This is a genomic window from Caproiciproducens galactitolivorans (genome assembly GCF_026672255.1).
In the GTDB taxonomy this organism is placed as follows: Bacteria; Bacillota; Clostridia; order Oscillospirales; family Acutalibacteraceae; genus Caproiciproducens; species Caproiciproducens galactitolivorans_A.
This window is the reverse complement of the sequence record NZ_JAPOHA010000011.1, coordinates 55983-71076: the sequence shown is the minus strand read 5'-3', so window position 1 is coordinate 71076 and position 15094 is coordinate 55983. Positions and strand designations below refer to the sequence as shown.

At 47.7% G+C, this 15094-nt stretch carries 15 protein-coding genes; 1 reads left to right on the top strand and 14 read right to left on the bottom strand.

Annotation, left to right across the window (positions count from 1 at the left end):
• Positions 1–58: 58 nt before the first annotated feature.
• From OUY18_RS11195 to ispD, 6 genes are all read right to left on the bottom strand, one after another.
• Complete coding sequence (locus OUY18_RS11195; RefSeq protein WP_268058873.1) at positions 59–1336, bottom strand: YbbR-like domain-containing protein; 1278 nt, start codon at positions 1334–1336, stop codon at positions 59–61.
• A complete protein-coding gene (cdaA, locus tag OUY18_RS11190; RefSeq protein ID WP_268058872.1) occupies positions 1333–2217 on the bottom strand; it encodes a diadenylate cyclase CdaA in 885 nt (294 codons plus the stop codon). Before cdaA ends, OUY18_RS11195 begins: the two co-directional genes overlap by 4 nt.
• Positions 2218–2303: 86 nt before the next feature.
• Positions 2304–3440, bottom strand: coding sequence for an aminotransferase class V-fold PLP-dependent enzyme (locus OUY18_RS11185; RefSeq protein WP_268058871.1), 1137 nt, complete (start codon positions 3438–3440; stop codon positions 2304–2306).
• The gene (locus OUY18_RS11180; RefSeq protein WP_268058870.1) at positions 3437–3667 is read right to left on the bottom strand and encodes a DUF3343 domain-containing protein; all 231 of its coding nucleotides are present in this window, start codon (positions 3665–3667) and stop codon (positions 3437–3439) included. The genes OUY18_RS11185 and OUY18_RS11180 overlap by 4 nt, the downstream gene beginning before the upstream one ends.
• A 22-nt stretch (positions 3668–3689) precedes the next feature.
• Positions 3690–4199 carry a 2-C-methyl-D-erythritol 2,4-cyclodiphosphate synthase gene (gene ispF, locus OUY18_RS11175; protein WP_268058869.1) on the bottom strand — a complete coding sequence of 170 codons (510 nt, stop codon included), beginning with the start codon at positions 4197–4199 and terminating at the stop codon, positions 3690–3692.
• Entirely contained in the window at positions 4196–4903 is a 708-nt protein-coding gene (ispD, locus tag OUY18_RS11170; protein ID WP_268058868.1) for a 2-C-methyl-D-erythritol 4-phosphate cytidylyltransferase, read from the bottom strand. The genes ispF and ispD overlap by 4 nt, the downstream gene beginning before the upstream one ends.
• A 195-nt stretch (positions 4904–5098) precedes the next feature.
• On the opposite strand from ispD, the gene OUY18_RS11165 reads away from it, so the two are divergent.
• Positions 5099–5578: an acyl-CoA thioesterase gene (locus OUY18_RS11165; protein WP_268058867.1), complete on the top strand. Its 480-nt coding sequence runs from the start codon at positions 5099–5101 to the stop codon at positions 5576–5578.
• A gap of 177 nt (positions 5579–5755) precedes the next feature.
• Here OUY18_RS11165 and spo0A read toward each other — a convergent pair whose 3' ends face one another.
• The 8 genes from spo0A to OUY18_RS11125 form a co-directional block, all read right to left on the bottom strand.
• Positions 5756–6541, bottom strand: coding sequence for a sporulation transcription factor Spo0A (spo0A, locus tag OUY18_RS11160; RefSeq protein ID WP_268058866.1), 786 nt, complete (start codon positions 6539–6541; stop codon positions 5756–5758).
• Between the two features lie 120 nt (positions 6542–6661).
• On the bottom strand, positions 6662–7894 hold the full coding sequence (spoIVB, locus tag OUY18_RS11155; protein ID WP_268058865.1) for a SpoIVB peptidase: 1233 nt from the start codon (positions 7892–7894) through the stop codon (positions 6662–6664).
• Positions 7895–8115: 221 nt separating this feature from the next.
• Positions 8116–9312, bottom strand: a complete 1197-nt coding sequence (locus OUY18_RS11150; protein ID WP_268058864.1) for an ABC transporter substrate-binding protein — start codon at positions 9310–9312, stop codon at positions 8116–8118.
• A 2-nt stretch (positions 9313–9314) separates the two neighbouring features.
• Complete coding sequence (locus OUY18_RS11145) at positions 9315–10124, bottom strand: ABC transporter permease (protein ID WP_268058863.1); 810 nt, start codon at positions 10122–10124, stop codon at positions 9315–9317.
• Positions 10121–10939, bottom strand: coding sequence for an ABC transporter permease (locus tag OUY18_RS11140; protein WP_268058862.1), 819 nt, complete (start codon positions 10937–10939; stop codon positions 10121–10123). Before OUY18_RS11140 ends, OUY18_RS11145 begins: the two co-directional genes overlap by 4 nt.
• Positions 10936–12069 carry a spermidine/putrescine ABC transporter ATP-binding protein gene (gene potA / locus OUY18_RS11135; protein WP_268058861.1) on the bottom strand — a complete coding sequence of 378 codons (1134 nt, stop codon included), beginning with the start codon at positions 12067–12069 and terminating at the stop codon, positions 10936–10938. The genes OUY18_RS11140 and potA overlap by 4 nt, the downstream gene beginning before the upstream one ends.
• Before the next feature lie 441 nt (positions 12070–12510).
• Entirely contained in the window at positions 12511–13458 is a 948-nt protein-coding gene (locus OUY18_RS11130; RefSeq protein ID WP_268058860.1) for a peptidoglycan-binding domain-containing protein, read from the bottom strand.
• 273 nt (positions 13459–13731) lie between these two features.
• Positions 13732–15090, bottom strand: a complete 1359-nt coding sequence (locus OUY18_RS11125; RefSeq protein ID WP_268058859.1) for a UDP-N-acetylmuramoyl-tripeptide--D-alanyl-D-alanine ligase — start codon at positions 15088–15090, stop codon at positions 13732–13734.
• Positions 15091–15094 lie beyond the last annotated feature (4 nt).

The following is a 15094-nucleotide window of genomic DNA, read 5'->3' as shown; positions in this document are numbered from 1 at the left end:
ACGCAAAGAAAGCATATCCGCAAACCGGATATGCTTCCGTAAATACAAGGATTTCAACCTAACCGCGGATCGGACTTACACTGATGTTTGCCATATAGCTTCCGTAAACCCAGGAACTGGTTGCATTGCCCACGCTGATGCTGACCGGCATTTCGGTATGTCCGGTAAAATTCTCCTTTCCGGCCATATCAATTTGAGCGGAAAGGCTGTTTTCCGTTAATTTTGAAATTTCACTTTCCGGGCCGACAACGGTAACCGTCAGGCTCTTGGTATAAACGCTCGCGGTCTTATCCGCCGCAAGATTTTTGATTGCAAAATTACTGACCACCATTTTTCTGGTAGCCATGGAACCCAGATCCAGGGTAACCTTGGCAACCGGAACATTGCTGAGGTTTTTACAGCTTGCCGGCAGGCTCACGTTTACGTCGAAGGAACTGGTCGTCGGACTGATTCCCGAAAAGTCGATCGGGGCCAAGCTGATTTCCGTCAGATTGGAAAGCACATCCTTCGGGCCGGCAACCTCAATGGACTGCGGGCTGATGGTAATCTGACCTGGGGAAAGCGCCAATCCGGTCGGTTTGTTGGTAAAGTCGACGCTGAGCGGCAGAACGATTCTGGAAAGGACGGGAATGGTAACATCCACTTTTTCCTGGCTCATCTTAATTTTGTCGCTTGCGACTTTATTCCCATTGGCATCCGTCAGGATTAAATCGGTGGTAAAACTCTTGGATTCCCGAAGAGTATCGTTAATTTCATACTGCACCGAAACCTTGTTCACACGGGAAACTTCCTTTTCCGGGCCGGAAACGGTAACCGTATCGACGCTGAAGGTTGGAGCGCTTACAAAATAGGAGGGATCGGATTTATAATCCGATTTATATTTCATATCATTCTCAATCGGGAACGTTTTTTCCGCGTAGCGGTCTACGCTGATATTCGCCTGGTTCGGCGATATGGAAACGACATCAAAATTCGATAACGTTCCTTTTTTATTGACGGATAAATTAAAAGTATAGTTCCCCGGGCTTGTAATCGTTGACGCAAGCTGCGCAACAACCTCCAGATCGGAGGGCTGTATCTGCTTTACGATCAGGCTGTTGCCCTTGATGGAGACCGTCGCCGTTTGATTCACCGGGCTGAAAACCTTCAGGCCGTCTGCCTGCGCAGCATCCGAAAGCCGGATCGTAATCGGCACACCCTGAATCTGCCTCGGGAATTCCTCCGTATTGGTTAGCGCCATGAAAATCCATAATCCGATGGCCGCAAGCACGGAAAAGAACATGACGAATTTATTATTGTAAAATAAACTTCCTATACTAAACTTTTTGATTTTCATTTCTTTTTCACCCTCCTTAACGGGGGGAAGAAACTCTGCCGTTTTTCGCTCGGCTCGGTTTCCCTGGTAAGAAGCAGGCTTTCCAGCTGGCTTTTCAAAGTTTCCCTGGTATAATTGCGCGTAAGCACACCGTTCACCGCAGCCGAAATCTGCCCGGTTTCCTCGGAAACCACCACCACGACGGCGTCGGAATTTTCGCTCATACCGATTGCCGCGCGGTGCCGTGTACCGAGGTCTATACTGACATTATCGCTTTTTGTAAGCGGCAGAATGCACCCGGCGGCGTAAAGCATTCCGCCGCGCATAATCATGGCGCCGTCGTGAAGCGGAGCCTTGTTGAAAAAGACATTGCAGATAATCGGGACCGACGGGATGGCGTTGACCACCGTTCCCGTGTCAATAATATCGCCCAGCTTTGTCTGCCTTTCAAAAACAATCAGCGCGCCGGTTTTTTGCTTCTGTAAAACGGCGGCGGCATCCACCACCGCATTTACGCCTCTTCGGTTCTGCTGGGCTAAAACTTCATAATCATCCGACGGCAGGCCGAATGTCCAGTGTTTATTTCCAATGCCGCTCCGGCCGATCTGTTCCAGAGCGCGCCGGATTTCCGGCTGAAAAACGACAAGCAGCGCCATCACGCTGAACTGGAAAAAGTAAGTGAGCAGGCTTTTCATCATATAAAGCCTGAGCATATAGGACAAACCCCATACAGCCAAAAGAACGAGGATTCCCTTGACAAGCTGCTCCGCCCTCGTTTCCCGAACGAGTTTTATTCCACTGTATATAATAAAGGAAACCAGAATTACGTCTAAAGCATCAGAAACCCGAAACTGTTTCGCGAGGCTGAAAAACGAATTCCAAATGTTCACGACTACGTCCATAACTTACTTCCTTCCGCCAGAATAAAACACATCCTTTTTTATTTTAGCATATATCCTTTTATATGCAATCCTTTTATTCTGTATTTTTAGATTATTTTTTGCACAGCTGAAACAAGCGCGTTCATTTCATTCATGGTACTGAATACGGAAGGACAGACGCGGACGGTGCCCTGTTTCAGTGTTCCCAAACACTCGTGAGCGGCGGGCGCGCAATGCAGCCCCGCACGTACCGCGATGCCGGCCGCGTTCAGCTTTTGCGAAACGGTCTCGCTTGGCAGGTCATTCACATTAAAGGATAAAACCGGCACAAAATACGGCCATTTCGGTTCCTGTGTGTAGAGTTTTACGTTTTTATTTTCAGACAGTTTTTTATACAGATAATTGATGAGACCCATCTCATGGTGATAAATGGTTTGGATACCCTTTTGGTTAACAAATTCCATTCCGGCCCGCAGCCCCGCGATTCCCGGCATATTCTGCGTACCGCTTTCCATGCGGTCCGGCATCGTCTGGGGCTGTTCCATGGAAAAAGAACTTGTGCCGGTGCCGCCTTCGATAATCGTATCCAGATTGGAGCCGTTCGGCGTAACCAGCATACCGGTGCCCATCGGGCCGTAAAGCCCTTTATGCCCGGCTACGCAAAGATAATCAAAACCGCTTTCCGCCATATCAATCGTCAGAACACCGGCCGACTGCGCGCAGTCAACCGCAATCGGGATATTATAGAGATGTCCAAGCGCGGCAATCCGATCCACCGGCAGCCGGATTCCCCACACATTGGAAGCGTGCATACAAACAATCAATTTCGTATTTTCCTGAATCGCATTGCGAAATGCATCCAGCGTAGCATCATTATCGCCTGGAAATACTTGTGCTGCGGTAAAGGTAACGCCGCTCTCCGACAGCTTCTGCAATGGACGCATAACAGCATTGTGTTCAAGGCAGGATGTAACAACATGGTCTCCCGGCTTTAAAAGACCTTTTAAAACATAGTTCATTGCATGGGTGCAGTTCAAGGTGAAGGCAACGCATTCCGGACCGGGCGCCTTAAAAAAATTGGCCGCCGCCGTGCGGCAGCGGTAGATTTCCTCTGCTGCCGCAAGCGACATGGCATGACCGGCTCTTCCCGGGTTGGCTCCATACTTATTTAACGCAACCTGAACGGCATTCTGCACCGAAACTGGTTTTGGATAAGTAGTTGCGGCATTATCAAGATAAATCATGACGTACCGTCTCTTTCCGCTCGTCCAAGAATTTTTATACCCGCATCGGTCAGGATTTTTACCGCTTCATCGGTTCTTTCCGGAACATATATACTATAACCGCAGCCGCCGGTTACATTGCTGCGCGGTGTTCTTTCTACATATGCCTTTATCCCGTGGCTCAATAAAATATCACGGCCCTTCATCGCATACGTGATTGAGTTGACCATAATCATAGGCTCGCCCATGGTTATCACCTCTCTGTTTTTATTACAGAGTATGCGATAGCCAAGCCTTTTGTCCGTCCTTACCCGACTCAATTATGCAAACCGCATGGGCGGCAATACCTTCTCCGGTCCCGGTAAAGCCAAGCCCTTCCTCGGTGGTCGCCTTTACGCTGATCTGGTCGAGGGCGATTTTGCAGGCCGCCGCTAAATTTTTCCGCATTTCCCCGATATACGGTTTTATCCTGGGCGCCTGCGCAAGAATGGTAGCGTCTATATTTCCAATTTTATAATTTTTTTCTTCCAGCATTGCGCAAACTTTGGAAAGCAGCAGCAGGCTGTCCGCGTTTTCATAAGCGGGGTCGGTGTCGGGAAAATGGCCGCCGATATCGCCAAGCGCCGCGGCGCCGAGAAGCGCGTCGGAAATCGCATGGGCGAGCACATCGGCATCCGAATGGCCAAGCAGCCCTTTTTCATAGGCAATGTCCACGCCGCCTAAAATAAGCTTCCGCCCCGCTTCCAGACGGTGAACATCGTAACCGTGGCCGATTCTCATTTTCCCATCCCCCTGCTTTTGACAATCGCTTCGGCGGTATAAACGTCATTTTGGGTTGTCAATTTTAAATTGGTATAGGTCCCCCTGCATAAATGGACCTTAACGCCGATATGTTCCACCAACTGGCAGTCGTCCGTGTAATCCGCCCGGTCCTTCTGCGCCTGCTCCATTGCATTTAAATAAAGTTTCCGCTCAAAGACCTGCGGGGTTTGAACCGCCCAAAGCGTGGAACGTTCCGGCGTTGAAATGACGTAATTATCTTTCCCTGTGATTTTAATCGTATCTTTCGCGGGTACCGCCAGCGCGGACGCGCCGCACCGGATTCCGTCTTTTACGGAAGCGTCGATTTCTTCGGCGGTGATCAAGGATCTTGCGCCGTCATGGATTGCAAAAAAAGCGGCGTCCTCGGGGGTCGCCTTTACACCGGCCGCAACCGACTGCTGACGCGTCGCCCCGCCTTCAACAATGAAAATCACTTTTTTTATTTTATATTTTTCAATAAAATCTTTCATCTCCGGCATATCTTCCTGCCGACAGACAACAATTACGCTTTGAATCATTTCGGCCGCATCAAATGCAAAAAGTGTATGAACAATCGCGGGCACACCGCAAAGGGGAACAAACTGCTTGGAAAAACCAAGTGCCATCCGCGTGGATTCACCGGCGGCAACAATGATTGCGCAGCAGTTGAACTCATTTCCCATATCTGCCGTCCTTTTCTTTTATTTAAACTGAATCTTTCTTATTATAATATTTTATACTCCCCGGCGCAATTACAATGCTGTTACTAATCGAAAATTTAAACTGTGTTAACAATTTTAAATACGAAAAAAAAGATTGTATTATGATGTACGATGGTATATATTGATAATACTAACTTTAAAGGAAATGGTGATGAAATGAACGAACTACCCGCAAAACATGTAAAAGATTCCGAAGTGGAACAAGTGCAGTCTATTTTTTATAACCATCTGAATGGGCAGGGACGCGTATTCGGCGGGCAGCTTGCATCCTGGATTGATATTGTTGCCGGAGCAGTTGCACGCAGGCATTGCAATCATAATGTTACTACGGCGGAAATTGATTCGCTCCAGTTTAAAAGCCCTGTATTTGCCGACAATCTGGTCATCCTCCACGGAAAGATCACTTATGTTGGGACAACCTCTATGGAAGTGCGCGTAGACAGCTTTTCAGAGGATTTGTCCGGCATACGCAAGCTTGTGAATACCGCCTATCTTGTACTTGTAGCTTTGGACGATAATCAAAAGCCTATTCCGGTTCCAAAATTGATTTTAGAAAACTTTCAGGAAAAAGCGGAATGGGAAGCCGGCGAAAAGCGCCGCAAACTGAGGCAGCAGCGCCGTTTGGAAGCATACTAATCCCGGTGCGCATCGTAAAGCAAAGCGTCCCCGAGAGCCTTTTAAATGCAAGGTTTTCGGGGTTTGTTTATTTGTAAAAAATACTCCTTTACTCTATTAAGTATACACCCAATAAAGCAAAGGAGTTTTTAAAATTTTATTGTAATCGCTTCGAAATCATTTCATGGGGTTTTTGTTTTAGCTTGCGCTCTTCATGTGAAGTCTGAGTCTGTCTGAAATCATTGCAATAAATTCGGAATTTGTTGGTTTTCCGCGTGTATTGTGGATGGTATAGCCAAAATAAGAGTTTAAAATATCAACATCGCCGCGGTCCCAGGCAACTTCGATCGCGTGGCGAATCGCACGCTCAACGCGTGAAGCCGTTGTATCATACTGTTTTGCGACGCTGGGATAAAGCTGCTTGGTAACGGCATTAATAATATCCGGTGTTTCAATCGCCATAATAATGGAATCGCGTAAATAATGATACCCTTTGATATGGGCCGGAACGCCGATCTGGTGAAGAATTTCCGTTACCTGAATCTCCAAAGAAGGCTCGGATGCCGCCGGGGCTTGGGGCCGGGTTTGCACTTTCGGAGTTAGACCCGACATGGAGCACAGCTGAATAATCCGATCGCACAAATCGGCTGCATTAAACGGATAGATTGCAAAATAGGAAGCACCCGACATCATTACTTCTCTTTCCAACGCAGGACTGGTAAAATTGGAAACAATAATAAACATCGGCACAGATTCCGGAATCTTCGTTTGAACCGCTTTCATTACACCGATTCCATCCAACCGCGGCATGAATAAATCCGATAATACTACGTCCGGATGGATGGATTCAATTTTTTCCAGAAGTTTCATGCCATCCTTCTGCGTATAGATTATCTCCATACCCGATTGCTCAAAAATTCGACCGTAATCACGGTTAAATTCAACACTGTCATTTGCAATAAGAAGTTTAATATGCTTTTCCATTTTTATGTCCCCCCTAGATAGATTTATTATAACGCTATATTACCATATATTGGAAAAAATGGCAATAGGTTGTAAAAATATTTTTGCTTTATGGGGGAATTATAACGATAGAGCTATCATTTAAGATACTTTTAGTTGGTCGGAAGCCGAAACCTTCTGGGAAACTTCCAGCATATTTTCTACGAATATGCCGTAACCCCGGGTCGGATCATTCACAAAAACATGCGTAACGGCTCCAACAATCTTGTTGTTCTGGATAATCGGGCTGCCGCTCATCCCCTGAACAATGCCGCCTGTTGTGTTCAAAAGTTTTTCATCGGTAATGTGAAGGACCATATTTTTACTGTATAAATTTTCCCGATAATCAATTTTTTCAATTTCCGCGTTATAATACTGCGGTCTGCCGCCGTCCACTGTGGATAGAATTTTAACAGGGCCTGTTTTCACTTCCTGCTTCATGGCAACTTCCATTGCTTCCCCTTTGGGTGCGATGCGAAGTTTGCCGTAAACGCCGGCGTTTACATTGGCTTCCAGGGTACCGATCGCATTATCCGTCGTAAAATAACCGCGGAGTTCGCCGGGATTTCCCTTTTCCCCTTTTGTAATACCGCTGATGGTAACCGGAACGATATCGCCATGCAAAAGAGGCATCAGTTCATTTGTATCCGTGTCACACACGCCGTGCCCCAAACCGGCAAAGCATTTTGTTACCGGATTGTAAAACGTCAGGGTTCCGATGCCCGCGGTACCGTCGCGTACCCAGATTCCGGCTTTGTATCCGGCATCTATTTCGGATTTCACCGGCTGAACATTTACAGCGAAGGAATCGTTGTCTCTGCGGATTGTAAACGTAAGGCTTTTTCCCCCGCTTTTTGCAACGGTCTCAATTAATTCAGCGTTTGTGTTGACCTTTTTTCCATTTATGGCAGTGACTACATCGCCGACTTTGAGCCCTGCAATCGACGCGGGATTCACCGTACCTTCCGCTGTTTTGATGTCCGCCACTCCTACAATTACGACGCCGTTTGTAAACAATTTAATTCCAAAGGGCGTTCCGCAGGGAACCAGCAAGGTTTCTTTTACAACATCTACATTTACGGTTTTAATAGGAATCACATGGTAAAGCATTAATTTCGCCTTATAGCTTTTATTGGGTGTGGAACAAAATCCGGCCGTCATATTCGCCCCGTTTTCCGCCACCGCCGTAATCGCATCCGAACCCCATTGCAGGGAACTTCCCGCGGTTACTTTGTAAGAATCCGGAGTGAAATAGCCGGCCATACCAATGCTTACGGAATATAAAATCATCAGCACGAAAGAGCATGCGGTTAAACCTTTTAGAAAATTTTTCAAATTTCCACCTCCTTGCGCCGCACTATTAATCTGCCACCGGACGGTGAAAATATTATGACAATTATCTATTTAATTGGATTTTTTTGGAAAAACCTTCTCCAATCCCGCATTCTTAGACCCGAAATGGCTGTAATTTCATGATCAGGCAGGCATAAAATACAAAAACCGCAGCGTTTTCCGCTGCGGTTTTTTATTTAAAAAAATTTCAAAATTCAGCCATTTTATTGCAGTTCCCGTTTTGCTTTCACTTTTTTATAAACGACGATTCCGATATAGAGCAGCAGAAAACCGCAGAGTACCGCTACCAAAGTTGCGGTTTGGCCCGGCCCGCCCATCTTTACTTCCGCCCAAAGGGTATCCAGCATTAAATTGGTATCCTCCGGAAGATTGACAAAGGTTTCGGATTTCTTCATGATTTTCTCATTCGGATAAAAGATCGGATTTTCCACCGTCTCTTTCGGGAGAAGCTTTTTCGCGGCCGTTTCCGGCGTGGAGTAGCCGATATATTCCATATTCGCGGCGGCAATTTCCGGGTCGCACAGGAAGTTGATATATTCTTCCGCTTCCTTTTTGTGCTGTGTGCCGGTCGGGATGCAGACGGCGTCTACAAAAAAGTTTGTCCCTTCCTTTGTAGGAATGGAAAAGCCGATGTCCGGATTGTCTTTGACAAGGGTTGCGGCGTCGCCCGCGTAATAAGGCGCCAGCCACGCGTCCCCGCTGGACATTTTATCAAAAATCTGATCCATAACGTATGCCTGAACAATCGGTTTTTGCTCTTTCAGCAGCTTTGCCGCGTTTTCCCATTCTTCCGGATTGGTGCTGTTGTAGGAATAGCCGAGAATTTTCTGCGCAATGCCAAAAGTATCCCGCGGATTATCAAACATCAGGATTTTTCCCGCATACTTCTTATTCCAAAGAATTTTCCAGCTGTCAACCGGTTCCTTTACATATTTTTTATTGTAAAAAATACCGACAACGCCCCATGTATACGGGACGGAATATTCGTTGGTTTTGTCGTACTGCGGGCTGCGGAACTGTTGATCAATATACTGATAATTCGGGATATTCCTGAAATCCAGCTTCTCAACCATTTTTTCCTGAATCAGTTTGGAAACCATATAGTCCGACGGAATCACAATATCGTAATTCGCCCCGCCGTTTGCAAGTTTGGAATAGAGGGATTCATTGGAATCATACGTCGTATAATTGACGTCAATACCGGTTTTTTTGGTAAACTCCTTATTGACGTCGATGGTATCGTCGACCCCGTTTGATATATACTCGCCCCAGTTATAGACGTTAATCGTCACCCCGGTTTTCGGCGCGGCTTTTTCGGATGTTTCCGCCATCGCCGAAGGACTGATGACCCCGGCAGCGAAAATGACAGCGGCTGCAACGGCCGCAATTGCTTTTTTCAATATTATGCCTCCTCCGCCTTTTCTTCCGCCTTCTGATCTTTGGCCTGACGGAAGTTAATAATCAGAAGAAGCACGATAATCGTACCGAACAGCAAAGTGGAAAGCGCGTTGATTTCCGGGCTGATTCTTTTTCTCGTCATGGAATAGATAAAAATCGGAAGGGTCTGCGTTGTTCCGCTTGTAAAATAGCTGATGACGAAATCGTCGATCGAAAGCGTAAACGCCATAATCATGCCCGTTACCACGCCCGGCATAATTTCCGGCAGAACGACTTTAAAAAAAGCGAAAATCGGACTGCAGCCGAGGTCCTGCGCCGCCTCATACAGATGGGGGTCCATTTGGCGGAGCTTCGGCAGAACCGACAGAATGACATACGGAAGGCAAAACGTGATATGCGCCAGAATCAGGGAGAACATACCGAGCGTCAGGTTGCCCATGCTTTTTGCCACGAATACGAACAGAAGCATCAGCGAAACGCCGGTAACGATCTCCGGGTTCACCATGGGCAGATTGGTTACGTCCATCACCATGCGCTTCATCAGCTTATTCATCCCGCCGATGCCGATCGCCGCCGCCGTACCAAGCACGGTGGAAACCAGCGCCGCGACAGCGGCGATCACAAGGGTGTTCCGCAAGGCGCTTAGGAGCATGCCGTCCTGAAAAAGCTTAAGATACCATTTTATTGAAAAGCCCGACCAGACGGACCGGCTCATCGTTGTGGAATCATTAAAGGAAAAAACAATCAGGACGACAATCGGCGCGTAAAGAAACAGGAAGATAAGCACCGCGTAAATTTTTGAGATTGCTTTCATACCATAATTCCTCCTCCGCTGTTCTCACCGTCGTCAAACTGATGCATAATTCCCATACAGATCAGAATCAGAACCATCAGCACGAGCGAGATGGCCGAACCGAGATTCGGATTATAGGCGCTTCCCAAAAACTGCATATCGATCAAATCGCCGATCATCAGGTTCGCCCCGCCGCCCAGCATTTTGGAAATGATAAAGGTACTGACGGCAGGCACAAAGACCATGGTAATCCCGGAAATAACGCCGGGCATACTCATGGGAAAAATAACCTTTGAAAATACCTGTACCCGGTTTGCGCCCAGATCCTGCGCGGCCTCAACCACGCTGCTGTCAATTTTCGTCAGCACCGAATAAATCGGCAGAATCATATAGGGGATATAGTTATAGACCATGCCCAGAACCACGGCGCCCTGCGTATTGATCAGATGGAGCCGTCCCAGCCCGAACGAAGCCAGCAGGTTGTTAATGATGCCGTTATCTTCGAGCAAGGTCATCCATGCGTAGGTCCGGAGCAGAAAGTTCATCCACATCGGAAGCATGACAAGCATAATCATCACGCTTTGGCGCCGGGGGCTGATATGGGAAATGATCTGGGCAAGCGGATAGCCCAGCAGCAGGGAAATCGCGGTGGCAACTGCGCCCAACCAGATCGAACGCAGGAATACATTGGAGTACTGTCCCACTTCCGCGATGTTTTTCAGGGTAAACGATCCGCTTTTGTCTGTAAAGGCAAAGATAACGACCAAGACCATAGGAACGACAATAAAAATCGTCATCCATACGGCATAAGGAGCGGCTGCGGATTTTGCTTTCATTCGTATATCTCCGCCTCCTTGCCGCCATTCTGGCTGTCTTCATCCATTTCGTCACTGAATGTGCTGTAATCGCCAAACATGCCGGAATATTCGGATTTGTGCATAATGTGGATATCATCCGGCTGGAGGGAAAGCCCGATCCGGTTCCCGACCTCCTGGTAATCGGTAGACTGAATCATCCATTTAAAGCCGTTGACGTCAACAATGATTTCATAATGAACGCCCTTAAAGTTTACGCTGGTAACCGTGCCGGAAAGATGGCTGGTGTCCGGTTCCACAACGTCGATGTCCTCCGGGCGGATGACCACGTCCACCGGTTCATTCGCCTGAAATCCCTTGTCCACACATTTGAACGGGTGGCGCGCAAATTCAACCAGATAGTCCTCGTGCATGACGCCGTCGAGGATATTGCTTTCCCCGATGAAATCGGCGACAAATGCATTCCTGGGTTCATTATAAATATCCTGCGGCGTGCCGATCTGCTGGATTTCTCCCTTGTCCATAACAACAACCGTGTCGGACATGGACAGCGCTTCTTCCTGGTCGTGTGTAACAAATACAAAGGTAATTCCGGTCTGCTGCTGTATTTTCTTAAGCTCAACCTGCATATCCTTGCGCAGCTTTAAATCCAACGCGCCGAGCGGTTCGTCAAGGAGCAATACCTTCGGCTCATTCGCAAGCGCCCTTGCGATGGCAACGCGCTGCTGCTGCCCGCCGGAAAGTAGATTGACGTTCCTGTGCGCAAAACCGTTCAGATTCACCATGCTGAGCATTTCATTTACAGTCGTTTTAATTTGACTTTCACTTTTGCCGTGAACCCTCATTCCGAACGCCACATTGTCGTATACGTTTAAATGCGGGAACAGGGCGTATTTCTGAAAGATGGTGTTAACCTCCCGTTTATGCGGCGGAAGGTCGTTGATTTTTTTGCCGTTAAAAAAAACATCACCGGTATCCTGTTTGACAAAGCCGCCGATAATCCTCAGGGTTGTGGTTTTTCCACAGCCGGAAGCACCAAGCAGGGTGACAAATTCACCATTTCGAATACTGAGGTTAAAATCCTTCAGCACGACTTCCCCGTCAAACGATACCGCGATGTTTTCCAATGATATGATCGGTGTATTTTCCAAATATGTGCATCCCCTTTGCGGTAAATTAGTTACGTTAAGCCAAGCGGTTAAACGCAATCCCAGCAACGCCGTTGCCACTGCCCTCCGCAAAGGATTTTTCGCGGTCATTGCTGACTGCGGCAGTGAAGCGCCGCCGATATGAAATTAGATGCAAACGCAACATATCAAATATAATGGCCTGCGCGTGATTTGTCAAGATTTTTTTGACTTTTTCAGCAAATTTCTATTGTTTTTTTAATTTATCATTGAATTTGTTTTATTTTCCTCTTATTTTCTCTGTTTTCCTCTGTTTTTTATAGGTAATTTATACACTCTTATTCTTTCAATTCGGAGCAAAGAATTCATTATGAATAAATTCATTTTAAATTACGTTCACCCCCGTCGTTGACGGGGGTGAACGTGCGGATATTTACTTTATAAAAGGAATGCGTTTCCCTCGTATTAATTCTTTGTTTGGGCTGCCGGATTTTTTACGGCATTTGCAGCATAAATGCTTTTTAAAGTGTTTGCATCGGCAATTCCGGTCGTCTTTAAACCGGCGGCGTTCTGATAACTCAATACCGCGTTATAAACGCAGTCGTCATAAACGGCGCTCACACTGCTTTCATAATACCCAAGGTCTTTCAGCCTTTGCTCCAGCTTTTTCACTTCACTGCCCTGGGACTGTAACTTAAGCGGAAAATATTCAATCGGCTTAACCTTGTCCACCGGACGGATTTCCTCGTTTGAAGTAGCGGTAATCGTGCCCGATTCGCCGAAGGTATAGGTTACGCCTTTGATCGTCCGGGTTGTATCTACTACATACTGCCCGTTCTCGTAATAATATTTTTCTCCGTTATATGTAACAAAACCGTTTGTCGGGTAAGAAATCTGCGGAAGCTTAAACCACATCGTCCATTTCGGCTTGCTGCGGCCGAAAACCTTTTCGTACTTTATATCAATTCCATAATCACGGTTGTCCACCGCCATATTATCGCCTACATACACGCCGACATGGCCCGGCTGGTATAAAATCAGCCCATGGATTCTCGGCAGAGAGGACGGATTGGAATAATTAATCGTTCCCTTCGCACTCGCGGATTCCAGCATGCTTCCCGAGCTTCCTGCCACAGCCATAAGATTCGGCTTGGGATTGCTTGCCGCATCCGTCCACCAAAGGTAGGACTTAATCAATCCGGAGCAGTCGGTTCCGCGGGACGACCCGAAAAACTGGCCGAAACCGCCGGCATGATATTTCCATCCTTCGTCGTATGCTTTTAATACATGCTCCGAAAGACCGACACCCGTTTTTGCTTCCGCCGCCGCAGCGGTCGGCGATGCCGTAAGGAAAGAGGCCACAGCGACTGTGGCGGCAAGAAACGCTGAAAGAATCAAGCGACTTTTTTTCATACAGTACCTCCTGCTTTTTAACATCCTCTATTGAAACGTTTCCATATAAAACATAATCGTTACAACTGTTACAAATTGGTAACAGTTTAGCATAAATTTGGGGACAAGACAATAGAAATAAGGCATTGTTATTAAAAAGTTCACAATTCTTTTTTATTATTTGCGGGATTATTTGTTAAATAATTATCACTTCTGTATTTCCCACTTTCACAGCATCAAAAAGCGGCGGACTAAATTTGTCCGCCGCCGCATATAGTAGTCAGTAAAGCCTATTTAAAGAAGCGCTTTTACAATCTGGTCGGTTTTCATTGCGCGGGAACCTTTTACCAGTACCGCGTCCCCCCCGGTCAGCAGGGATTTCAGTTTAGCTATCGCTTCGCTGTTGTCATTGCAGGAGAAACAGGGAAGCTCCGGGCGAACCGACTGCGCGCCCCGGACGATATCCTTCGCCCTTTCCCCCACGGTCACCAAAGCGTCGATTCCGGTCGTTGCCGCGTACGCGCCGACATCGAAATGCGCCTTCTGCGAATAATCGCCCAGCTCCAGCATATCGGCCAGTACGGCGATCCGCTTCCCCGTATGGAAGCCGCAGAGCACGTCTACGCTGCTGCGGATCGCATCGGGACTTGCATTATAGGAATCGTCAATCACCGTTACTTCGTTTACCCGGTGAATCTGCTGCCGCATGGCAAGCGGACGATACTCCGCCAGCTTGGCAATCGCTTTTTCAAGCGGCACGCCAAGCGTTTTCGCAACAGCCAAACCTGCCAGCGCATTTGTAACATTGTGCATGCCCAGGGCGGGAAGCTGCACCTCATACGAACCTTCCGGAGCAGCCAGGGTAAACCGGGTGGACGCCTCCGCCGTCCGTATGTTTTCAGCCCAAAAATCGCACCATGGCTGGGTGCCAAACCATACCGTTTTCCATTTCGGCGTATTGCGAAGCTGGGAAAGAAGCTTGTCGTCCCCGTTTAAAAACAGGACGGAATCCTTGTGAAAGCAGTCCGTTATATGAAGTTTTTCATTCATGATATTCTGCTGCGTTTTTAACTGCTCAATATGGGAAATGCCAATGTTCGTTACTACCGCGTAGTCGGGCGCGGCAATTTGGGCAAGCCGGCTCATTTCTCCGAAATTGCTCATTCCCATCTCAATAACCGCCGCCTGATGGCTCTTCTGTAATGTAAACATGGTCAGCGGCAGTCCGATCTGGCTGTTGAAATTCCCCTCGGTTTTCATAACGTTCCGGCCTGCCGACAACGCGAGAGCCACCATTTCCTTCGTCGTTGTTTTGCCTACGCTGCCCGTAATGCCGATAAAGGGAATGGAAAATTTTCTTCGGTACACGGCGGCAATCTGCTGAAGGGCCTGTTCCGTGCTTTGAACGCGAATCCACGCGTGTTTGTCATCCATTTGATCATGTTCCTGCGTCAGCGTGGCGGAAGCGCCCGCCGCAAACGTAGCGTCGATAAAGGTATGCGCGTCCGTTCTTTCCCCTTTGATGGGGACAAACAGCGTACCGCTGTCGATTTTCCGGCTGTCGGTGCTGACCGAAGTTACAACGGTATCCGGGTCGCCGCAAAGCAGCCTGCCCCCGCAGGCCCTGGTAATCTCCTTTGCTGTCATTTTCATTCTA